The organism is Clostridium folliculivorans (genome assembly GCF_024341905.1).
In the GTDB taxonomy this organism is placed as follows: Bacteria; Bacillota; Clostridia; order Clostridiales; family Clostridiaceae; genus Clostridium_AR; species Clostridium_AR folliculivorans.
Window position 1 is genome coordinate 1 of the sequence record NZ_BQXY01000012.1, and the last position, 23072, is coordinate 23072.

Consider the following 23072-nt stretch of genomic DNA (forward strand, 5'->3'; position numbering starts at 1 on the left):
ACACCCGTACCCATACCGAACACGAAGGTTAAGACTTAGACGGCTGATGGTACTGCATGGGCGACTGTGTGGGAGAGTAGGTGGTTGCTAGGTAATTAGTATCTTATGATACGGAAAAGACTTCACGATAAGTGAGGTCTTTTTTTATTTATATTTTTATAAAAATATAAAAATTTTAGGCTAATATATAACAGACATTTTAATGATTTTACAAGCTTCTTATGACTATACAGTAAAAAAACAAAATTTATTTGCTTGACAAATTTTCCTTATTTACATTTATAGAAGCAGATGTGCAAAAAAATTCACTGAGGAAGAGTAGAATTTAGGGTCGCTTCAGTGATTTTTTTATAAAAAAATATAATCTGAAATTAATAGCACAGATTATCAAGAAAACCATTTGAAGATGTTGTACAATAAATTTAAAGGATTTCTATTCTTTAGCAATTTATAACTCAATTATATTTGTGGATAAAGATGAGTAAATACTTAAGACATAATGTGATTTAAAGAATAAAAAATACCAATTTATCGCTTGCCGAATTTTCCAAATGTGTATTCAGAAAGGCACATGCACAAAAAGATTACTGAAGAAAGTAGCTTAAGTGATTTTTTTACAGGAGGTAGAAGAAAGAAATGAACTACTATCATAGGATACAAAATTCAATTGAATTTATTGAACTGAATCTTGATCAAAATATTGATATTGTAGATATAGCATCAAAAGCTTATTTTTCGGCTTTTCATTTTCAAAGGATATTTCAAGCAATTTCAGGTTTTTCTGTACAGAGTTATATAAGAAAAAGAAGGATGACAGAAGCTGCTATATTGCTCAAAAGAACAGATAAAACTATACTAGAAATATCAATTACTTTTCAGTATGGCTCTCAAGAAGCTTTTACACGGGCATTTGAGAGCAGTTTTGGTATAACTCCCTATAAGTATCGAAAGTCACAGGAAATCAGCATAAATCTTATTCATAAAATCAACTTTATGGATTATGAGAAAAAGATACAGGGAGATTTAGAAATTGATAAACCTGAAATCATTAATTGTAATAAAATTTATATAGCTGGATATGAATACAAAACAAATCTTATTGATGAGCAATATTTTAGTGAGATTCCACGTTTTTATGATGACTTTGGTAAAAATGAATATTATATGAGAATTTCTGAGAGAATTGCACCAGCATTTTCTCATGGAATAAGTTGTAATTATCAAGATGATGGTCAGTTTTCATTTATTGTTGGAGAAGCTGTAAGGTGTCCAAGTAATGGATTAGAGGATGGTTTTGTTAATCTAGAAATACCTGAAGGAAAGTATGCTGTATTTAATGTTTGTGGTTCGGTAGAAATAGCTCAAAACACTTGGAGATATATCTATAAAACATGGATGCCTAATTCAAATTATGAAAGAAGAGAAGGACCGGATTTCGAGGTAACTGATGTGTGTAGTTCAATATATCCTGACATGATGAAAATGAAAATATACATACCAGTTAAATGAGATTTTCATCTAGAATAATATATAGAAAAGGAGAAAAGGGTCAATATGAATATGGAAATGATTTTTGGGAACTTTCCCATTTTGGAATCCTCAAATCTAATATTAAGAAGAATTGAAGAAACAGATATCAAAGAAGTATTTGAAATCTATAATAATGAAAATGTGTTTGAGTTTTGCGGTATTATTCCAAAGAACAATATTTATACAGTAAAAAATATGATTGGTCACTTTGAAAGAGATTATAATAAAAAGAGCAGGATTAAGTGGGGCATATTTTCTAAACACCATGGAAACAAGCTAGTTGGAATTATTGAAGCAATGGATTTTAATCAAAAGGTTGATATGGTCACTGTAGGGTATTTTCTTGCAGAAAGATACTGGGGCAATGGTATCGCATCTGAAGCTCTAAGCTTATTGATTAAGTTTTTATTTGAAACTGCAAATATTAATCGTATTCAGGCAGAGGTTATGCCTAAAAACATGGCCTCAAAACATGTGCTTATAAAGAATGGATTCATGAAGGAAGGCTTACTTAGACAAGCTAGTTTATGGTCTGGAAAAGGTGTAGTAGATCTAGAGATATACGGTTTTCTCAAGGAAGACTATAGTATTAAATATTCTTATCATGCGAGAGATTTATAATTCAATTAAGTCTGTGGAGAAGTATGTTTAACAGACTTAAGACATATATATAAATTACTTCATATTAGAACTTATCCAAATAATGAATAAACTCAATAATATGGTCTTAAGACATCTACTAGATCTATTTAATCCTGATTACGAAGAAAATTGTTTACGTATTTTTCTCGTGATCAGGATTTTTTTATTAAATATAGGATAAATTTAATTTGACTCCACCCTTAGGGTGAGGTTTATAATGCAATCAAGGAGGTTCAAGATGGATAATCAAATTAAAATAAGTGAGTTTGTTAAATTAACTAGAAGTACATTAAAAACAGTTTTGTATTATCATAAAATTGGCTTACTACCAGAAAAGAAAAACTCCTCAAATGGGTATCGTATATACGGTGCTGAAGACCTCGAGAGGATGAGAAAAATTAAGCATTTAAAAAATCTAGGCCTAGATTTAAAGAAAATAAAAGAAATTCTAGGAGATAAAAATAATCGAAATACGTTAGGTGAAGTCCTGAAATCTCTACAATCAGAACTTTTGGAAGAAAAAAAGAACATAGAAGTTCAATTGTGCCAAATAGAGAGATGGTTAAATAAAGAAGAAGTTCTTAATGGAGAAATCACTTCACAGTCAGAAATCTTTGAAATTGTTACAGATATATTAGAACCGGAGCATGTCAGGAGTAATATGGAGGAAAATCCAGAATTATTTAAACAAAGAAGCGAAGTGTTTGGTATTTTAGAAGATTTTCAATGGGGAGAAGAACAAAAGGATAATTTTAGAACTATAGCAGAATATTTTAAATTACATCCTGAGGAATATAAAAAGGCTATCGAGTTTGGAAAACGTCTTTCAACACTGAAAGATATGTCTGAAGATGATCCTGAAGTGGAAGTTTTAGCAAGAGAAGGTGCGGAATTTATAAAGAGTGCACCCTTTTTAAAAGAAATGCTTTATAATAAATCTGGTTTTGGTGCAACTAATGAAAACTTATTAAATGAAATGACTAAGAAAGTGCTTTCACCAGCTCAGATGAAACATAAGCAACTCATACAAAAATATCTTAATTATAGACCATAAGCAAACTTCCATTTGAAAAATAATTTAATTCTAACTGCTCGCTCATACAGTATCTCAAGTAATTATGTTTCAATTTGAAAAATAATATTAAAAAGAGTCAAATCTAAAAACATAATTTATAAGTTTAGTGGTACATACATTAAAGAAGGAGGATACCGTTGTGGAAAATAACAAAAAACAATCTAAAGCAAAGGTATATGTAGTTCCGGTAGTATTAATTGCAATCATGTGGCTTATTCTATTTATTCCAGCAGGAACCTTAAAGTTCTGGGAAGCTTGGGTTTTATGGAGTGGATTTTCATTAATAACTTTTTTTATTACGGTGTATTTTTCAAAAAAGAATCCAGAATTTTTAGAGAGAAGAGCAAAGGTAAAAGAAAAGGAAACTACAAAAAAAGCTCCTGCATTTTTAAAATTATATTATTTAGGGTTTATTTTACCTGGTATTGATTTTCGTTTTAATTGGTCTCATGAAACAGTATGGTTTATCCTCTTGGCCAACTTAATTGTTTTTGCAACATATATTTTTATATTTTATGTATTCAAGGTGAATACTTATGCTTCAACGGTTATTCAGGTGGAGAAGAAGCAGGAGGTTATTACAACTGGTCCTTACTCAATAGTTAGACATCCAATGTATTCTGGAATGGTAATAATTTCACTATTTATGCCTCTAGCACTTGGATCATATTTTGCTTTAATACCAATGCTGCTAATTATACCTTTGATGGTGTTTAGAATAAATGGTGAAGAAGAGGTTCTTTCAAGAAGTCTTAAGGGGTATAAAGAGTATTCTTTAAAAACTCCATATAGATTAATCCCTTTTGTTTGGTAATTAAGTTGCCTTCAAACTCGAGTTTTATGCGTAAAATTTTAAAAAGTTATAATGGTTTCTTTTTTAAATTTTATAATTTTATAAAGTAAAAAAGGTCTAATGGTATAAATTTATATAGTTAAAATTTTTTAAATTTATGGCTTAATGTTTGAATTTAAAATAGACTTATTGAAGTATATGAGTTTTTATTGAAGAATATAAATAAGAATTGACAATGTTTATATATTAAGCTATAATAAGTAAAAATTAATAGAGAAAATCATTCGTATAACCTCAATAATATGGTTTGAGGGTCTCTACCAGGAGCCGTAAAATCCTGATTACGAAGAAAATTGTTGACTCATTTTCTTCGTAATCAGGATTTTTTTATATTTTTGGTGGTATTTAAGATTATTTTTGAAATTAAGTGGTTAGTTTTACGATACTTTAACAACGCAATTTTTCAGAATTATACTTTAGATATATCGATAAATAATTATAGTCTGAGGTGTAGAAATCGGTAATATATTGAGTTAAGGATGTTCCAGTTTGATACGAAATCTATATTTAAAACTCTTACAGGTACTGATGAGAGAAATTAAAAATATAAATTTGGACATCTATAAAGAGTACAAAGAAGAATTAATTAGACCTATCAAGATTTCATTACATACGCTTAAGAGAAGTAATATATGCAAAAAGAATCACAAATATAAAGTACATAGTAATTTGGTGGTTTAGATAAAATTAATGATTTTAGTAAGGGGTGTATTTTGTGAAAATGGATATGAATTTTTTAAAGAGAAGAATTAAGGTAGCGAGTAAGCAGATAAAAGCGGACTGTGTTGTGAAAAATGGCAAAATAGTGAATGTTTTTACTGGTAACATTACAGAAGGTGATATAGCCATTGTAGATGGATTTATAGCTGGCATTGGTCACTATGAAGGAAATGAAATTATAGATGCTGAGGGCAAGTTTATAGTTCCAGGATTTATTGATGGTCACATGCATATAGAAAGTACAATGCTTACACCTCATGAACTATCAAAGGTCCTTATTCAGCATGGTGTTACTACAGTAATGGCAGATCCACATGAGATTGCAAATGTTGCAGGTACAGATGGGATTAACTTTATGTTAAATGCATCAGAAGAATTGCCTTTAGATATATTTATTATGCTTCCTTCCTGTGTTCCAGCAACGTCCTTTGGAAGTAGTGGAGCAATACTGAATTCAGAAGATTTAAATCCTTTTTATTCACACCCAAGGGTCTTAGGACTTGCAGAAGTTATGGACTTCCCATCTATTGTGAATTTAAATGAAGGCGTGTTAAAGAAAATTGCTGATGCACATTCAAATAGAAGTATTATAGATGGTCATGCAGCAGGACTTAGTAGAGAAGAACTAAACATATATGTAGCTGCGGGTATATACGCAGATCATGAATGTGTAAATCTAGAGGAAGCAAAGGATCGCTTAGAACTTGGCATGTATTTAATGATTAGAGAAGGAACGGCAGCTAAGGAACTCAAAAAGCTGCTTCCAGTGATTACTCCAATAAATTCAAGAAGATGTATTCTTGTTACAGATGATAAATTACCTGATGATTTGATTACAGAGGGTAGCGTAGATCATAATGTAAGGCTTGCAATAAAAGAAGGACTAGATCCTGTGACAGCTATTCAGATGGTAACAATTAATGCAGCAGAATTTTTTGGACTTCGTAGCTTTGGAGCAGTGGCACCTGGGTATCAGGCTGATTTATTAATACTAAATGACCTAAAAAGTATTTCAATTGATAAGGTTATAAAAAAAGGAAAATCTGTTGTAGATAGTGGGAAAATAAATAAAGTGGCTTTTAAAGCAGAAGACATTAGTAAAGCTCTAGCCTTGAAATTACCTAAGATAAATATGAAAGAACTAAAGGGAAATGCTTTGGAAATACCTTTATCTTCTGAATTATGCAATGTAATAGAGATAGTTCCTAATAGTTTAATAACATATCATAGAGTTGAAAAGGTGGATATAGATAAAGGAATGTTTGCTCCTTCTATTTCAAAGGATCAATTAAAGATGGCTGTAATAGAAAGACATCATTCAACAGGGAATATTGGACTTGGAATTGTCAAAGGTTTTGGTATAAAAAATGGAGCTATTGCAACAACTGTTGCGCATGATTCTCATAACATAGTTGTTGTAGGAACCTCTGATGAAGAAATGTTTTTAGCAGTAAATCGTCTTATTGAGATGGGGGGAGGAATTGCAGTTGCTTCAGGAAAAGAAGTTATAGCATCATTGCCTCTTGCTATAGGAGGATTAATGTCTGAAAATAGCTATCTAGAAGTTCAAGAGCAGCTTCACACTTTAAATCAATCTCTTAGTGTAATAGGAGCCTACAAAGACTTTAATCCTTTTTTAACATTATCTTTTTTAACACTTCCGGTAATTCCAGAAATTAAATTAACTGATGCAGGATTGTTTGAATTTAAGACATTTTCTCATATACAGGTGCAAGCTTAAAAATCATGATTATGTAGTAGTATTTATAGGCATAGACATCCACGACTAATTTGTTGTGGATCTTTTTTTATTCTTTAATAAGGAATATTTCATATATATCTGTTTATAAGGATGCTTAGAAAGCTTAAATATAAATTCATTCGCTTCAGCGACTTTTTTATAATTATTTCACCTCATCAATTGCAGATTTTAATCCCGCAGTCATAAAAGGAAGGACCTCTTTGACTAATGAAGAAGTGTTTTTAGAGCTACCTTTACTATACCAACGCTTAGTAGAACAATATATGCCGCTGCTAAGCATAACTGTAAGCAATTCTAATTTATCTTGTTCAATGTTTGAAAAAGGTTTAATGTTATTTAGCATCTTTAGTATGATATCTTGTAATTTAAGCTGGACTTTGATATCAATTAATACACTTGCAGATTTATATAATTTTGTATAGTTAGTCCCTATGTACACATGGTAATCATACAGGATAAGAATTAAATCTAGTAAAGTATCCTCCGTTAGCTTTGTGTAAGAGTGAATCTTTTCAGATATAAATGCCATTAATGTATCAGATACAAAGGAATTTAATAAATCAAATTTATCTTCAAAATGAGAATAAAAAGTTGAGCGATTTACTGGTGTTCTTTCAGAAATATCCTTAACAGTTATATCTTCAAAGGATTTTTCATTTGCTAATGCAAGAAATGAAGCTTGAATTAAATTACTAGTATTTAGTATATTATTATCATTTTTTTGAGATTTTGACATCATGTTTTTCCTTTCTCATATTAACATGCATCTATTTTGTATAAAATTCAAATCATAATTATGTCTATATTAAAGAGCCAACAGTATAGCAACTTTGTTGGTTGAACTCCAAATTGTAGTACATTATAATCATAACATGCACAAATCGGCCGAGCAACTGCTGTTTAATAAGCAAGTATTATACTAAAATTTATAAAGCATATGTATAAGGAGAAGTAAAATGAGTGATTTAAAACATAGAATTATTGAAACAAATGGTATTAAAATGCATATAGCAGAACAGGGTGAAGGACCACTTGTAGTATTGCTTCATGGCTTTCCAGAAACATGGTATTCATGGAGGTATCAGATTCCAGTTTTAGCTGAACAAGGTTTTCATGTAGTAGCACCTGATTTGAGAGGTTTTGGTGATACAGAGCAGCCAAAGGATATTGATCAATATACGATTCTCCATTTAGTTGGAGATATAGTTGGATTGTTAGATGCACTAAATGAAGAGACAGCAGTTATAGTAGGAAATGATTGGGGAGCGACAGTGGCATGGAATGCAGCATTATTAAGACCAGATAGATTCCGCGGAATAGTAGCATTAACTGTGCCAATGATGCCTCAACCTCCAATTCCTCCAACTACTGTTTTTCCACAGAGCGACAAGGAGTTATTTTACACCTTATATTTCCAAACTCCAGGAGTGGCAGAAAAAGAATTTGAGAAAGATATATATTCTACAGTTCATAATTTGTTCTACTCAGCTTCTGGAGATGCAGGCCCACGTAAGGGTAACGATGGAACTCCTAATCCATTTAGCATGGTATCAAGAGAAAAGGGTTTACTTTCAGCATTGCCAATGCCTAAAATAACTTCATGGCTTAAGGAAGAAGATTTAAAGGTTTATGAAAAAGCCTTCAAGAAAACAGGTTTTAGCGGTGGATTAAACTATTATCGCAATTTAGATAGAAATAGAGAATTGTTAAGTTGCTTTAATGGTATGAAAGTAACAATTCCAGCTCAATTTATAGTAGGGAGTCGAGATGTTGGTTTAAGTATGCCGGGAATGGATCAAATAATTTTAGATATGCATAAACTAGTTCCAAATCTTCGTAAGAATATCTTTATTGAGGATTGTGGACATTGGGCTCAACAAGAGAAACCAAAGGAAATTAGTGCAGCTATAATTTCATTTATGAAAAGTCTATGATGAAATAACTGGATATAAAGTTTCTAACTCAACTATTAAATTATCTATGCTGAAAGTCATAGGTGTATGATTTTTGAATAAGTATAAACTAAGTTCGATATAGGAACTCTTTAATTAAATCATAACTCAAAAACAACTCTATATTATTTTTGAGCTAGAATATTGGTGTATTTGGTTATAAAATAAAAGTATATTCAAATGTAAAGATGTACCACTTCAATCCTTAGACTAAAAACAAAGATTTCGATGATCCTACGAATCCTTATTTTCATAGATTTCAATAAGAAGTGGTTTATCTATATATATTTAATGAAAAACAAGTACTGAACATAAAACTAAGGAGGAAAAGATAATTATGATACATTCTTTTTTAATGGTTGGTCAATCAAATATGGCTGGCCGTGGATTCTTAAAAGAGGTTCCTATGATTTGTAATGAACGTATAAAGATGCTCCGTAATGGAAGATGGCAGATTATGACAGAACCTATAAACTTCGATAGACCTTATTCAGGAGTTGGACCTGCAGCTTCTTTTGCCGCTGAATGGTGTAAGAAAAACCAAAACGAAGAAATAGGATTAATACCTTGTGCCGAAGGTTCTACAAGTATAGATGATTGGTCAGAAGAGGGAACGCTATTTAAGCACGCTATATTACAAGCAAAGCTAGCGAAAGAAAGCAGCAAGCTTGATGGAATCTTATGGCATCAAGGTGAAAATGAATGCTCCCCAGGACGTTACAAACTTTATCACGATAAGTTCTTAAAAGTTATTGAAGCTTTTCGAAGAGAGCTTGATGAGCCTAATATACCTATTATTATGGGTGGAATAGGTGAGTATTTAGATAGTGGTTTTCTAGGCAGTTATTTTCCTGAACATCCAGAAGTAACTCAGGTAATAATGGAATTTGCTAAGGCAAATAAGAATTGTTATTTTGTAACTGCATCAGGATTAACACCAAATCCAGATGGTATTCATATTAACGCAGTTTCACAGAGGATATTTGGACTTAGATATTTTGAAGCCTACGATAAACTTCAGCATATATTAGAGCCTTTAGAAGGCGAAGAAAATGCTATACATATAGATAGTGATAGATCTTTAACAAAGACTGAAAAGCTTACAATACTTGAAGGGCAATTTGCTGGAGGACATATATCCTTAGAAGCTTATCTTGCAGAAATGTCAAAGATAAATTCATAGACTATAATGATAATTATTATATTTTTAGTTTATGAAAATATAATATAAAAAATCATAAAAAGTATGAGATAGAAGACTGTGCTAAGGCATGGTCTTTATTTTACTGTCATGGAAGGTATAAAACTTTTATGCCGGTTAAGCATAGATAATTCAATGGTTCTACAAGGTTTTTATTGTTACACAATAAAAAATAAACTTATTCGCGTGTAAGTTTCCGCATATACATCCGAAAAGGCATATATGCAAAAAACTCACTGAAGAAGGTCGTTTAAGCGACTTATATATTATATTTGGGTAGCCATACCGTATAGAAAAATTGTGTTAAGTAGTATAATATATGGATATATGTAAGTTTAATGTAATTAAAAGCAATAGTGATTCATAGTTTTTATAGCTTATGCTATAAGCTACAAGATAGATGGAAAGAAGAGGGTTAAATTACGAAAACTTAAGTTATTTATGTTCGGAAATCGTGAACCTATGAATTTTATGCAGGCATAACTTAATAGTTGAGCTAAGAACTTTAAAAGAAAGGAACCAAATATATGAGCAAAACATTGATTGTTTATTATTCACTTTTTCAAAATACAAAGAAATTAGCTTTAGAAATATCAGAACAAACTGGTGGAACTGTAATAGAATTAATTCCTGAAAAGAAATATTCCTTTGATTATAATACTGCTGCAAAAGAAGTAAGAAGTGAAATTTCTAGGGGATATTGCCCTAAACTGATATCTGGAAATGAGTCAATAGAGGATTATGAAACAATATTTATTGGTTCACCTAACTGGTTTAAAACAGTAGCTCCACCAGTGATGAGTTTTCTAAGACAACATGATTTTTCAGGTAAAACTGTAATTCCATTTTGTACGCATGGAGGCGGGGGCTTTGGTCAAATTGAAAAGGACATTGCTAATGAATGTTCAGGAGCAACCATGCTATCAGGGCTTGCTGTGAATGGTGTGGGAAAACCAGAAGAAATCATTAATTGGCTTAAAATAAGTGGAGTCCAATTATAATAAAAGACAAATTATAAAGGAGAACGAAACTATGGAAAACGGTCAAAAAGAAATAGCTAAAGCTTTTCTTCAAGGAGTTGTAACTGATAAAGTTCGTGAAGTTTATGACTTATATACTTTACCTAACTTTAAACATCATAATGTTTTTTTTAGCGGGGATAGAGAATCACTTCTGCAAGGGATGCTACAAAGTAATGAAATGTTTCCTAATAAAAAGCTAACGATAAAGCTTGCAGTTGCTGAGTCTCCATATGTTACTTTGCTTTCTCATGTTCAGATAACAGAAGGTAAAGAAGTGACAGTGGTACATATGTATCGTTTTGAAGGAGAAAAGATAGCCGAGATGTGGGATATATCTCAAGAGATTCCACAGAATTCTCCTAATGAAAATGGGGTGTTTTAATAAGAACTGTAGATTGTTTTTACGATTATTAAAGGTGAGCCGTACCACAAATAAAGTAGACTTTTTGAAGAATGCAATTATGAAATGAATGATAAACAATAATATACGGTTACACTGAAAGATTACAGAGAGAGTGGTGTCATATAAGTACTTTGAGACACCCTCTTTAATTGAAAGGCTACTTATAGTTGCAAATATTGCTATATTTAGTTGGTAGAGGTGCCTAAGTAATGGCAGTATAATAATTTATGAGGTGAGATGAGTGAGTTTTAAAGAACAATTGCAAACACTGAGAAAATCAATGGGGTTATCACAAGAGAAATTAGCTGAAATTATGGGAATCTCAAGGCAAGCAGTTGCAAAGTGGGAAGTAGGGCAGTCGTATCCAGATATTGCTAAGCTAATAGCATTAAGTGAATTCTTTAATATAAGTATTGATAAACTAGTAAATGATTATGAGGAAAACTGTCATTTATCAATAGAATCCAATAAAGTTAATAATATAAATGATGATGCAATAGATTTTTTATTGAGAGCTAAAAAATCTACATATGCGGGAAATGGTTCAGAAGTTAAAGCTTCAAGGCCCAATTCTCATGATTTGGAGTATGTAGAAGGCGATTTTAAATACATTGACACATATCTCGGAGGAAAACAATTTTCAGGAGAAGAGGCGATTTGGAATAAGGATATTCCATTATGGTCAATGAATTATTCAGGAAGGGTTTTAGATGAGCCATTTTCGGGGAAGTTTTTAAAGGAAGTATTAAGTTTAGTATCAAAGGAAAATCCTTATCGTGGACCAATTATGTATGAAAAAGGTCAATATCAATATCACTGTATAATTAACGGAGGATTTGAATGGTTTCAGGGGTATGAAGAAATATATTTTAATTATAATAAAGTTTATGAATGTTTTTTTCATGGTGGAAAAATAAAATAATAAATAAATGGAGAAGGAATTATGATGATGAATAGAAATGAGCCATGTTGGTGTGGCAGCGGTTTAAAATATAAAAAATGTCACTTGAGTTTTGATGAAAGATTAATTACTTTAAGAGACAAAGGCTATATAGTACCAACAAGAGATCTTATAAAGACAAAAGAGCAAATCCAAGGAATAAGAGAAAGTGCAAAGATTAATAATGGACTTTTAGACTTAATTAGTGTAAGTATTAAAGAGGGGATGACAACACAGGAAATAGATGATATAGCATATAACTACACAGTGTCAAACGGAGGAATTCCAGCAACTCTTAATTATGATGGATTTCCTAAAAGTATCTGTACGTCAATAAATAACGTGGTATGTCATGGAATACCTAGTAAAGATGTAATACTTAAAAGTGGAGATATTATAAATGTTGATGCAACAACTATACTTAATGGATATTATTCAGATGCTTCAAGAATGTTCATGATTGGAGATGTAACTGATGAAGCTAAAAAGTTAGTTGAAGTAACTAAGGAATGTTTAGAAAAAGGACTACAAGCAGTGAAGCCATGGGGGTTTTTAGGTGATGTAGGGGCGGCAATTCAAGAATATGCAGAAGGAAACGGATACTCGGTGGTTAGGGACTTTGGAGGCCATGGGGTAGGATTGGATATTCATGAAGAACCTTATGTTGCTCACTATGGTAAAAGAGGAACAGATATGATCTTAGTTCCAGGGATGGTATTCACAATTGAGCCTATGATAAATGCAGGAAGCTATGAATTATTTATAGATCCAAGTGATGGATGGACTGCTCTTACGAAGGATGGAAGTCTTTCAGCCCAATGGGAACATACAATTCTTGTAACAGATGATGGTATTGAAATCATTGCAAAATAACTTTATTATAATCAATTCAGTTAAAAGCATCTGTTTAAACAGGTGTTTTTTTGTAGCCTATTTTAGTAAATTAGGCATCACCATACTCTAACTACGATGCTATACTATAATTACAACATGGTGGCTGGGAGTTGGTTTAAACTATAGATAAACCAGTTCCAAATAGAATTTATAAATCAAGTTATATACTATTAATAGTTAAATGGTATATAATATATTTTTACTTTATAGAACTGGTATATCTATATATAATGATGCAATAGAACTACATATTGATTTCATTGAGAGAAATATTAAAAAATGAATTGACACAAGAAATTATATATAGAGCTAATAATTAAGTATATATTCTTATTAAAAGAAAAAACATTAAGAGGTTAGGTGAAATGTTATGGATAGAAGAACCAAGCAGGTTATAGTTATGAGAAAAGATTTACAGATGACCAAAGGGAAGATGATAGCCCAAGGAAGTCATGCATCATTGGGAATGATCCTTCAGATGATGGAAGTATCTAATATAATCAATGAAGAAGAGGATAACTCAAAAGCTGGAGCATATTCTTTAAACTTAAAGGTTGAAGAATATTCAGCTATTGATAATTGGTTTAAAGAAGGCTTTAAAAAAGTGTGTCTATATGTTAATTCTGAAGAGGAATTGATTGATATATATAATAAGGCCGAAGAAAAAGGGCTTCCAGTTTTAATGATAGAAGATGCAGGTGTTACTATGTTTAAAGGGGTACCTACTAAGACATGCCTTGCTATAGGTCAAGCATGGGATAAAGATATAGATGAGATAACAGGTGACTTAAAATTGCTATAAAATGATGAATAAAAAATGAATTATTTTCGATTTAGATGATTCCTTATGAGATGCTTCTGCATAAGTGGTTTTAGCTTGGAATATTGTATTAAGTAGACATATTGAACTTGATAAGCAGATGACTATACACAACATGAGAGGGTCAATGGGAAAAACATACTGATGTTATAGAGAAGTTAAAAAAGCAAAATAAACATTAGCTATGTAAGATATTGACAATGTAATTAATAGGAGTATAATGATTTTAAATGCAAGGAAGAGGAAAGTAACTTTAAGAATACTTATACAGAGAGTTTCTATTGGTGAGAGGAAGCAAAGGATATTAAAGTGAAAATGGCCTCAGAGCGGTGCACCGAGATTTTTTATTTAAAAAATTAAGGCTGCAACGGGTTCACCCGTTATAGTGATAGAGTATAATCATATTATTTATATGACGTACTTGATGAGGCTCATTTTGTGAAAGATGTGCGAATTAGGATGGTAACGCGAAGTTTAACTCTCGTTCCTAAGATTTATTTCTTAGGACGGGAGTTTTTTTATTCTTTAGGAAATTATATTTTAGATAAAAGTGTGGATAAGTATGTGTAGACGGCTTAAATGCATATATCAGAGAAAGAATAAAAAATAAAATTTATGTCGTCTGCTAAAATTTCTTCACATACGCTTAAGAAAGGCAGAAGGGTAAAAAATTTTACTAAAGAAGGTCGCTTTAGCAATATTTTTATTATATAAAATAGGAGGAATAAAAAATGAATATTTTAATTGGAGGAGCATGGCCTTATGCAAATGGATCGTTGCACATAGGGCATATAGCAGCATTGCTGCCAGGAGATGTGATAGCGAGATATTATAGGGCAAAAGGAGATAATGTATTATATGTCTCAGGTAGCGATTGTCATGGAACACCTATATCGATAAGAGCAAAGAAAGAAGGCGTATCACCAAAGGATATAGCTGATAAATATCATACAGAATTTAAAAGGTGTTTTGAAAAGCTAAATTTTTCATATGATTATTATGGCAGGACAGATGATGAATTTCATAAAAAGGAAGTACAAGAAGCTATAATTTTATTATATGACAAAGGATTAATTTACGAAAAAGAAGTAGAGCAAATATATTGTGAGCATTGCAATCAATTTTTACCAGATAGATATGTTGAAGGTGTGTGTCCAAAATGTCATTCAATCGCTAGAGGGGATCAATGTGATAATTGTGGAACTTTACTTGAGCCTTTAGAACTTTCGGAACGAAAATGCAAACTTTGTAACAATGAGCCAATAGTAAAAAACGCAAAACAGTTATATTTCTCTTTATCTAAATTTCAAAGCACAATCAAAGAAAATCTAGATAAGAATCAAAGTAATTGGAGAATTAATGCAGTAAATAATACAGAAAGATACCTAAATGAAGGGTTATGTGATAGGGCTATATCAAGAGACCTATCATTAGGAATAGATATACCTATAAAAGGGTTCAGTGATAAAAAGGTTTATGTATGGATAGATGCTGTATTAGGATATCTCACGATGAGTAAAAAATGGGCAGTAGAAAATAAAAAATCCTATGAAGAGTTTTGGGATGAAAGTGCTATTTCATATTATGTGCATGGTAAAGATAACATCCCTTTTCACTCTATAATTTTGCCAGCTTTAATAAAGGGAATAGGATATAATAAGCTCCCTGATAGGATAGTATCTAGTGAATACTTAACACTGGAAGGTAAAAAAATATCGACAAGTAATAACTGGGCTATATGGATACCAGATATAATAGAACGGTATAAACCTGACGCTATAAGGTACTTTTTCTTAATAAATGCACCTGAAAAAAGAGATGCGGATTTCTCTTGGAGAGAATTTGTCAATAGTTTCAATGGTGAGTTATTGGGGGCTTATGGAAATTTAGTTAATAGAACCTTAGTTTTTGCAAAAAAATATTTTGATAATGAGATTCCGAGTGGAGAAGTGAATGTTAATATCAAGAGAGAAATAGTCATCTTATATGATATTATAGGAAAACTTATTGAACAAGGAAATTTAAAGGCTGCACTTGAGAAAGTTTTTGAGTTTATAAGAAGTATCAATAAATACTTTGATGAAAACGCACCATGGATCACTGTGAAGGATAATTTTAAGTTTTGTGGTAATACAATATATAACTGTATATATTCAATAGCAAATATAGCAAACTTATTATCACCATTTCTACCGGAGTCTTCAGAAAAGATAAAATCATGGTTAAATTTTAATGATGATAGATGGGAAGTAATTGAGCCGAATCATGGAAGTTCAATTGGGGAAATAACAATATTATTTGAAAGACTTGATAAAAAGTTAATAGAAGAGGAGAGAAATAGTTTGTTGAACAGTAGAAATTAAATATATATTATAATAATGATAAAACAGCCTCTTATGATATTTTTACTTTATCAGGAGGCTGCTATATGTTGTAGTTTGAAAACCATTATTTTTAATGATACAATAAGTAAAACCATATAAGCGAGGATATATCATGACAAAACATAACATCTATAAAATGAGTGTAGCAAGTGTCTATCCCCTTTACGTTGCTAAGGCAGAGAAAAAAGGACGTATGAAAACAGAAGTTGATGAAATCATCTGTTGGTTGACAGGATATAGCCAGGAAGATTTAGAAGTAGAACTGGGTAAACAGACAGACTTTGAGACCTTCTTTGCAGAAGCTCCAAAATTGAATCCGTTGAGGACTTTGATCAAAGGTGTGGTTTGCGGTGTCCGAGTGGAAGACATCGAAGAATCAACTATGAAGGAAATTCGCTATTTGGACAAGCTGATAGACGAGTTAGCAAAAGGAAAAGCGATGGATAAAATTTTGAGAAAATAATAATTAAAAACAAAAAAACGCTGATTTTATATATTAAAGAATCGGTGTTTTTGTTGAATCTTTATTCTTAATAAATTAGTATCAATGGTAAATATATTTTTGTAATTACAATAAGGATGCTACTTAGTAGATTCTATATAAAAACTAGAGAAATCTCATTTAAAGTAGTTATGGAGAAAGAATGAAAATATTATTTTTAGATATTGATGGTGTATTAAATTCAACATTTTGGAACAGTGATAATGAAAGAGAAATTAGTGAAGGTAAGTTTATTGATAGTGAAAAAGTTTTGCTGTTATCTAAGATTATCCATGAAACAGATGCTAAGATTGTTTTACATTCTGGATGGAGATTTTGGTTTGATGACAATATGAAGCCGCTTAGAGATGAAGCAATATACTTTAATGAAATATTGAAAGCTCATAATTTATTTATATATGATAAAACACCTGATCTTACAACTGAGGAAATTAGAAAATCTAAAAAATTCAGTTTGGTAAAGGCAAGAGAAATTTTATTGTGGTTGAATAAATATGATAGCGTTGAAGAGTACTTAGTTCTTGATGATTTAGATTTGAATGATAAGGAGATAGAAGTACATCAAATAAAGACAGATGCAAATGTTGGATTGACAAAGGAAAATGTATTAGAGGCAATTAAGCTACTTAATTTAAAAACTCTAGAAATTTAAATTTGTGTGAGGGTTTGCAAGAGTTATATATGCTTTGGAGGTTATTATGGAATATATTGAAATAGAAACGGAAAGTCTTAATATGAAACTGTTTTCTAACTTTAAACGTCATCAAAGGGTAACAAAATGCTGGAGAAAAATAGAGGGAAAGTGGTGTATAAAAGATATTGCTTTTATAGATGAGTGGACAGAAAAAGAATACGCAGGACTGATTTCTTGTTTGAAAAATACGGTATTAACAGGTGGAATGGTACTTGGAGCATTCTGTAACAATGAGTTGAAAGGCTTTGCATCAGTTGAACCTAATCTCTTTGGAAAAAACAAAGAATATTTGGATTTATCCAGTATTCATGTTTCGGAAGATATGCGCGGGGAAGGTATCGGAAAAGAACTGTTTAAACAGGCGAAGAAATGGGCAAAAGAGCATGGTGCAAAGAAGCTGTATATTTCAGCCCATTCAGCAGTAGAAAGTCAAGCATTCTATAAGGCAATGGGATGTGTTGAAGCGGAAGAATATAATAAGGAACATGTAGAAAAAGAACCATGTGACTGTCAGTTAGAATGTCTAGTATGATGCGTGTTTTATATCCATAAAAAATAAATTGACTTCAAAAGAAATATTATATGGTTTTGCAAATATGAATTTAATTAAGTAAATAGTTTTGAACGGAGCTGAACAATATGCGTATAAGATAGGTGCTTGCTTAAATATATAAGCAAGCCTTATTTTTACAAAAATATTATTAATTAAATTATTGAAACTCAATACTACAAGCCTATATTAAATTAATATCATATTGGTGAAGCAAGTTAAGGATAGCATCACTTGGCTCTGCTTCAGTAATAATTCCATGAAAATCTGATATATTTGAAAAGTTATAGATTCCATCTAGATTAAAGCGCTCATTTGGAGCCAATAAAAATAATTTCTTGGATATTTCCATAATTGCTTTTTTAGTGCCAGCATCCTCAGATTCACAAGAACTTACACTTCCGTCACCAAGGTCAATTCCACCGCAGCCAATAAAGGCTTTATTACAACGATAAAGCTTAATTTGCTCATTTGAGTGAGAACCTACATTTCCACCAATAACAGGATTATAGTCTCCACCTATAAAAATGGTATGAACCTTAGAATCTGTTCTAATCATTGATGAGATCTCAACCATATTTGTAATTAAAGTAATACTTCTATTATTTTCTAAAATCAGTTTAGCAAGAAGGTAGGATATGCTTGAGGCATCTAAAAATATGGTATCACCATCCTGTATTAGGTCATAAGCTTTCTCAGCAATAACTGCTTTTAAAGTTGTGTCCTTTTCAACTCGCTCAGAGAAACTTTCCCCGTTAACAATAGTTCTCTTTATATTAATGGCACCACCATAGGTACGCTGTAGTAGGTTATTTTTTTCTAAAACTTGAAGATCCTTCCGAATCATGCTTTCACTTACTCCAAATTGCAAACTTAAATCTTTTACTAACACTTTTCCTTCGTTTTCTAATATATCTAAGATTTGTTTATGCCTTTCTTCAATAAACATAGTTTCCTCCAAGTTGTTCTCATTTGTTTTTATTTTATCAATTAAGTTATAAGAATGCAATTGAAATATTGACAAATGGGAATTAACGCAATAAAATGATAATAAATGATAGTTGCTAAAATAATAGTGGAAAATAACAGTGTGTTTAGGAGGATAAGAAGTAATATGAAAAAGGCAGTGTTTTTTGATATTGATGGTACCTTGATTGATTGTTTAAATGGATTAACAGATATTACTCCTAGAGTTAAAAAAGCTATACGTGAACTACAAGCAAAGGGAAATTATGTTTTTATTGCAACAGGAAGACCCTATGCTTTCTTAAATGAAGCATTGCTCAATTTTGGATTTGATGGTTTCATTTTTACTAACGGTGCATATGTTAAGGTTGGAGATAAATGTATTCATAAAGAAGCTATTGAAAAAGAAGTTGTTAAGGAATTAGTTGTTAAGTTTGAAGAACTTAATATTGAATATATACTGCAAGGAGAACAATACTCATACATTAAGGATGAGCATAAAGCTCTACATTCTTTTTATGATACTTATAATATATCTAAGAAGTATCTAACAAGTAAGTTTGAGCTTGAAGAGGTTGAAGCTTATAAGCTTGAAATGTTATGCAAGGATCAAAAGGGAATTGATTTTTGTGCATCTCTAGGAAAGGATAGGTTTTCGTATCTTGACAATCCAGATGGCTCTTTCGAATTATATTCTAAAACAAACTCTAAAGCTTCAGGAATTCTAAAGGTACTAGAGTTTTTAGATATACCTATAGAAAATAGTTATGCCTTTGGAGATGGGAAAAACGATATAGAAATGTTGTCCACAGTAGGTTGCGGAATAGCCATGGGAAATGCTGACGACCTCGTTAAGAGTTATGCTAAAAAAGTTACGGATACTGTGCATAATGATGGTGTAGCACTAGAAATTGAAAGATTTATTCTGTGAAATATATACAGCAAGTTTTCGAAGGAAAATGATTAAATGATTAGTATTCTTAATTTGCTGGAAAAACAAATAAAAAAACTGGATTCCGTAAAACTCGGAATCCAGTTTTTTGTCTTTTTAGGCATATATAAGATCTAAAATTATATATTACGCTTTGATTGCCCAACGTAATTTAGCACAACTTGCACGACCATTAGCACGACATTCTTCTGCTGATGGACGAATAGGTTCTGTTGCTATTTCGGAATAAATGCCTTCACGGAAGAAGTGTTGAAAGGATTTTTTAACGCGACGATCTTCTCCTGAATGAAATGTAAGTATGGCAACACGACCATCTTTAGCTAGGACATCAGGAAGTTTTTCTAAAAACTCATCTAGCACTTCAAACTCATGATTCACATTAATTCGTAACGCTTGAAAGGTTCGCTGACAGGATTTTTTAATATCATTGTCTTTGATTTTTGGAACATATTTCAATGCGTCTTTGATTATATTTCGGAGTTGTGTTGTTGTAGCTATATCAACTCCTTTTTTTATGCTGGAAAGAATAGCACGAGCGATTACTGCAGCATGAGGCTCGTCGGAATTTTCAATCAACATATCTTCTATTTCAAATAGGGTCATTTCTTTTAGAAGCTCTGCTGCAGAGATGCCTACATTCGGATTAAGTCTTAGGTCTAATGGACCTTCGAACTTAAAGGTAAAGCCTCTATCAGGATTATCTATTTGCATAGAAGAAACACCTAAGTCTGCCAATACAAAGTTAAAGGACTCTGATTTTGGCGTAACTTGATCTATTTTAGAAAAATTCATTTGCTTAATCTCTAAAATTTCAGGACCATAACCCAATTGTTCTAAACGATTTTTGGTCCGTGGCAATTCAATAGGATCTACATCAAGTGCATATAAGCGACCTTTTGTATTTAAACATTTAAGCATCTCTAAAGTATGGCCTCCATAACCTAGTGTTGCATCTAAACCGGTTTGTCCTGGCGCAATTTGGAGAAATTCCAATATTTCTTTAACGCAAATTGAAATATGCATGCCTGCAGGTGTATTACCCTTCTGAATAATCTTTGCAATATCATCAGCATATTTTTCTGGGTTCAGTTCTTTATATTTTTCTTTAAAATTCTTAGGGTGAGTACCTTTATAACGAGTACGGCGTTGGTGCTTGGGAGTTTTCTCATCCAATGTGTTATCTAGATCCATTATCTTCCCTCATTTTATATTATATTTTTATAGTTTTCTTGTAAATTTTATAATATCAGATAGGATTTGTTAAAGCAATACCATAGTTTAGCTTCTGTTTTACATTAGGCATTCTAAAATTCAATAAAAAGAATTTACAAAGGATAACTGATTATTTTAGGGTTAATTGTTGGTATTATCAGTTTCTTTGAAACATCAACATTTATTCATATATGACGATGATACCGTTCTATTGTTTTGTTAAAGAAAAATGTTGTAACTTGATACACAAATATAACTATGCTAATATTTATACAGAATGTGTAGTTAAATTTTGGTATGGGGATTAAATAATGGATATATATATTGAACAGTACAAACATGAATATAAGTCAGCGATAAATGAACTAATTTCAGATGATAGTTTTGTGAGGAAGGATATAATTGTATGCTTAGAGAACTATCCACAGTATGGTATTATTGTTAGAGATGGGTGTGAAGTCCTAGCTGTAGGTGTATTTAATGGTATAGATAAGAAGAGTAGCATGACTTTATATGTTAAACCATCAAGGAGAAAAGAAGGAATTGGAACCATACTTTTAAAAGCAATAGAAGAGAATATGAGAAATTCAGGAGTTGAGGAAATAGTATGTGATTTTAAGGCTAATGAATCAGAAAAACTCTTTTTGTATAAGAACGGATATAGGAAGTGGTTTTATTCCAATTTTATGGTTTATACTGGCGAGAAACTGACAGTAGATAATTGTCAAATTATGAGTTACCAAGATAAGGATTATTATCAGTGTCAAAAAATATCTAGTGAGGCTTTTCATAAAATGCGTTTATTGGTTGGATTAGAATCTACCTTGAGCTCTCCAAGTGAAAAACAGAAAAGTTTATATAAAGAAAATTTAAAAAACATATTTGTATTAAAACAGCATAACGAAATAGTGGCTGTTAGTATTCTTGATGATAATGAGATAGATAGTATTGCGGTAGCTATAGACAAGCAAGGAAAGGGATATGGCAAAAAATTGGTAAGTTATTCTGTTAATAAACTGTTAGATAGAGGATATGAAAAAGTTAGTCTATGGGTAGTTGAAGGCAATCAGGCAAAGGATTTGTATGAGAAACTAGGTTTTAAAACAGTGAGAATCCATGAATTTGTTATTAAAGATATAAGATAGAAAGTGAAGTTTTTGTCTTTGTTTGAGCCACATACTTGTAATTAAATGAAATGGATTATATGACTTATCAGAAATTTTATATAATGAAAATTGGAATGATTTTATATTTGGGACAGACCTTATCATTTGACATTAAGTGATAAGGTCTATTTAAGTATTAATTTTTTGCGTAAGCTCATTAAAGTATAGGATGTATACACACTTAATTTTGATAAATGCTTTAGCATTGAAATAAAAAATTACCCATTGATAGAATTAACTATATTTAATACGTAATAGTAAGTGTAAGGGCCCTTCAGAAAGGAGAATTTTACTATGGATGAAGAAATTTGCTCATTAATAGAAAAAAGAAATGAAAAAGGTATGGAGTTACTCATCGATGAATATGCGCCATTAATAAAAGCTATAGTTAAAAAGCATTTATTTAATCTTGCTCAGTATCATGAGGAGTGTATAAATGATGTATATATTGGAATATGGAACAACATAGCTAGCTTTAATAAAGATATGAATATCTTGAAAAACTGGATTGCTGCAATAGCTAAGTACAAAGCCATTGATTATAAACGAAAGTATTTAAAAACTCTTGAGTATATAGACTTAACTGAGATTGATTTAGAGAGTGCCTTCAGTATAGAAGAAGAGGTGTTAAAGGATGAAATGGAGCAGGAAGTAGAAGAGCTTCTTAAAAATCTTAGTCCTTTGGATAAACAACTCTTTATAAAACTTTTTGTAAAAGAAGAATCCATAAAGGAAGTTAGTGAGGAATTTAATATAAAACCATCTGTAGTATATAACAGAATTTCAAGAGGAAAAACCAAACTAAGAAATTTGTTTTCCAAAGCTTGAGGAG

22 protein-coding genes, 1 rRNA gene, 1 riboswitch and 1 other annotated feature are annotated in these 23072 nt (G+C 31.2%); of the genes, 20 read left to right on the top strand and 3 right to left on the bottom strand.

The window, feature by feature from the left end; all coding sequences use genetic code 11:
• From rrf to ade, 6 genes are all read left to right on the top strand, one after another.
• A 5S ribosomal RNA gene (gene rrf, locus OCU55_RS21125) occupies positions 1 to 93 on the top strand; the annotation flags it as partial.
• Positions 94 to 636: 543 nt separating this feature from the next.
• Positions 637 to 1509, top strand: coding sequence for an AraC family transcriptional regulator (locus OCU55_RS21130; RefSeq protein WP_261854271.1), 873 nt, complete (start codon positions 637 to 639; stop codon positions 1507 to 1509).
• A gap of 45 nt (positions 1510 to 1554) precedes the next feature.
• Positions 1555 to 2151, top strand: a complete 597-nt coding sequence (locus OCU55_RS21135) for a GNAT family N-acetyltransferase (RefSeq protein ID WP_261854272.1) — start codon at positions 1555 to 1557, stop codon at positions 2149 to 2151.
• 259 nt (positions 2152 to 2410) lie between these two features.
• On the top strand, positions 2411 to 3226 hold the full coding sequence (locus OCU55_RS21140) for a MerR family transcriptional regulator (RefSeq protein WP_261854273.1): 816 nt from the start codon (positions 2411 to 2413) through the stop codon (positions 3224 to 3226).
• A gap of 160 nt (positions 3227 to 3386) precedes the next feature.
• Positions 3387 to 4061 (top strand): methyltransferase family protein, encoded by a 675-nt coding sequence (locus OCU55_RS21145; RefSeq protein WP_261854274.1) that lies wholly within the window; start codon positions 3387 to 3389, stop codon positions 4059 to 4061.
• Between the two features lie 243 nt (positions 4062 to 4304).
• Positions 4305 to 4404: riboswitch (purine riboswitch) on the top strand.
• Positions 4405 to 4815: 411 nt separating this feature from the next.
• Positions 4816 to 6561 carry an adenine deaminase gene (ade, locus tag OCU55_RS21150; RefSeq protein ID WP_261854275.1) on the top strand — a complete coding sequence of 582 codons (1746 nt, stop codon included), beginning with the start codon at positions 4816 to 4818 and terminating at the stop codon, positions 6559 to 6561.
• A gap of 163 nt (positions 6562 to 6724) precedes the next feature.
• On the opposite strand, the gene OCU55_RS21155 is transcribed toward ade, so the two are convergent.
• Positions 6725 to 7318, bottom strand: a complete 594-nt coding sequence (locus OCU55_RS21155) for a TetR/AcrR family transcriptional regulator (RefSeq protein WP_261854276.1) — start codon at positions 7316 to 7318, stop codon at positions 6725 to 6727.
• A 220-nt stretch (positions 7319 to 7538) separates the two neighbouring features.
• On the opposite strand from OCU55_RS21155, the gene OCU55_RS21160 reads away from it, so the two are divergent.
• The 11 genes from OCU55_RS21160 to OCU55_RS21210 all read left to right on the top strand — a co-directional run bounded on the left by OCU55_RS21160 (position 7539) and on the right by OCU55_RS21210 (position 17926).
• On the top strand, positions 7539 to 8516 hold the full coding sequence (locus tag OCU55_RS21160; RefSeq protein WP_261854277.1) for an alpha/beta fold hydrolase: 978 nt from the start codon (positions 7539 to 7541) through the stop codon (positions 8514 to 8516).
• A 355-nt stretch (positions 8517 to 8871) separates the two neighbouring features.
• Complete coding sequence (locus OCU55_RS21165) at positions 8872 to 9717, top strand: sialate O-acetylesterase (protein WP_261854278.1); 846 nt, start codon at positions 8872 to 8874, stop codon at positions 9715 to 9717.
• 545 nt (positions 9718 to 10262) lie between these two features.
• Complete coding sequence (locus OCU55_RS21170; protein ID WP_261854279.1) at positions 10263 to 10736, top strand: flavodoxin; 474 nt, start codon at positions 10263 to 10265, stop codon at positions 10734 to 10736.
• Between the two features lie 31 nt (positions 10737 to 10767).
• Positions 10768 to 11139 carry a nuclear transport factor 2 family protein gene (locus OCU55_RS21175; RefSeq protein ID WP_261854280.1) on the top strand — a complete coding sequence of 124 codons (372 nt, stop codon included), beginning with the start codon at positions 10768 to 10770 and terminating at the stop codon, positions 11137 to 11139.
• Positions 11140 to 11401: 262 nt separating this feature from the next.
• A complete protein-coding gene (locus tag OCU55_RS21180) occupies positions 11402 to 12082 on the top strand; it encodes a DUF5680 domain-containing protein (protein WP_261854281.1) in 681 nt (226 codons plus the stop codon).
• Between the two features lie 21 nt (positions 12083 to 12103).
• The gene (locus OCU55_RS21185) at positions 12104 to 12973 is read left to right on the top strand and encodes a methionyl aminopeptidase (protein ID WP_261854282.1); all 870 of its coding nucleotides are present in this window, start codon (positions 12104 to 12106) and stop codon (positions 12971 to 12973) included.
• A gap of 391 nt (positions 12974 to 13364) precedes the next feature.
• Complete coding sequence (gene pth2, locus OCU55_RS21190; protein WP_261854283.1) at positions 13365 to 13796, top strand: aminoacyl-tRNA hydrolase; 432 nt, start codon at positions 13365 to 13367, stop codon at positions 13794 to 13796.
• A 244-nt stretch (positions 13797 to 14040) separates the two neighbouring features.
• Positions 14041 to 14306: a binding site (T-box leader), on the top strand.
• A 239-nt stretch (positions 14307 to 14545) separates the two neighbouring features.
• Positions 14546 to 16177, top strand: coding sequence for a methionine--tRNA ligase (gene metG, locus OCU55_RS21195; protein ID WP_261854284.1), 1632 nt, complete (start codon positions 14546 to 14548; stop codon positions 16175 to 16177).
• A 133-nt stretch (positions 16178 to 16310) separates the two neighbouring features.
• Positions 16311 to 16661, top strand: a complete 351-nt coding sequence (locus OCU55_RS21200; RefSeq protein ID WP_261854285.1) for a DUF2200 domain-containing protein — start codon at positions 16311 to 16313, stop codon at positions 16659 to 16661.
• Between the two features lie 181 nt (positions 16662 to 16842).
• Positions 16843 to 17352 (top strand): HAD domain-containing protein, encoded by a 510-nt coding sequence (locus OCU55_RS21205; RefSeq protein ID WP_261854286.1) that lies wholly within the window; start codon positions 16843 to 16845, stop codon positions 17350 to 17352.
• Positions 17353 to 17398: 46 nt separating this feature from the next.
• Positions 17399 to 17926, top strand: coding sequence for a GNAT family N-acetyltransferase (locus tag OCU55_RS21210; protein WP_261854287.1), 528 nt, complete (start codon positions 17399 to 17401; stop codon positions 17924 to 17926).
• 202 nt (positions 17927 to 18128) lie between these two features.
• Here OCU55_RS21210 and OCU55_RS21215 read toward each other — a convergent pair whose 3' ends face one another.
• Positions 18129 to 18893, bottom strand: coding sequence for a DeoR/GlpR family DNA-binding transcription regulator (locus tag OCU55_RS21215; protein WP_261854288.1), 765 nt, complete (start codon positions 18891 to 18893; stop codon positions 18129 to 18131).
• Between the two features lie 165 nt (positions 18894 to 19058).
• On the opposite strand from OCU55_RS21215, the gene OCU55_RS21220 reads away from it, so the two are divergent.
• Positions 19059 to 19841, top strand: coding sequence for an HAD family hydrolase (locus OCU55_RS21220; protein ID WP_261854289.1), 783 nt, complete (start codon positions 19059 to 19061; stop codon positions 19839 to 19841).
• A 147-nt stretch (positions 19842 to 19988) separates the two neighbouring features.
• On the opposite strand, the gene rsmH is transcribed toward OCU55_RS21220, so the two are convergent.
• Positions 19989 to 21053 (bottom strand): 16S rRNA (cytosine(1402)-N(4))-methyltransferase RsmH, encoded by a 1065-nt coding sequence (rsmH, locus tag OCU55_RS21225; RefSeq protein WP_261854290.1) that lies wholly within the window; start codon positions 21051 to 21053, stop codon positions 19989 to 19991.
• 332 nt (positions 21054 to 21385) lie between these two features.
• Between rsmH and OCU55_RS21230 the strand changes: the two genes are divergently transcribed.
• Positions 21386 to 22219, top strand: a complete 834-nt coding sequence (locus OCU55_RS21230; protein WP_261854291.1) for a GNAT family N-acetyltransferase — start codon at positions 21386 to 21388, stop codon at positions 22217 to 22219.
• A gap of 315 nt (positions 22220 to 22534) precedes the next feature.
• Entirely contained in the window at positions 22535 to 23068 is a 534-nt protein-coding gene (locus OCU55_RS21235) for a sigma-70 family RNA polymerase sigma factor (RefSeq protein ID WP_261854292.1), read from the top strand.
• Positions 23069 to 23072: the final 4 nt, after the last annotated feature.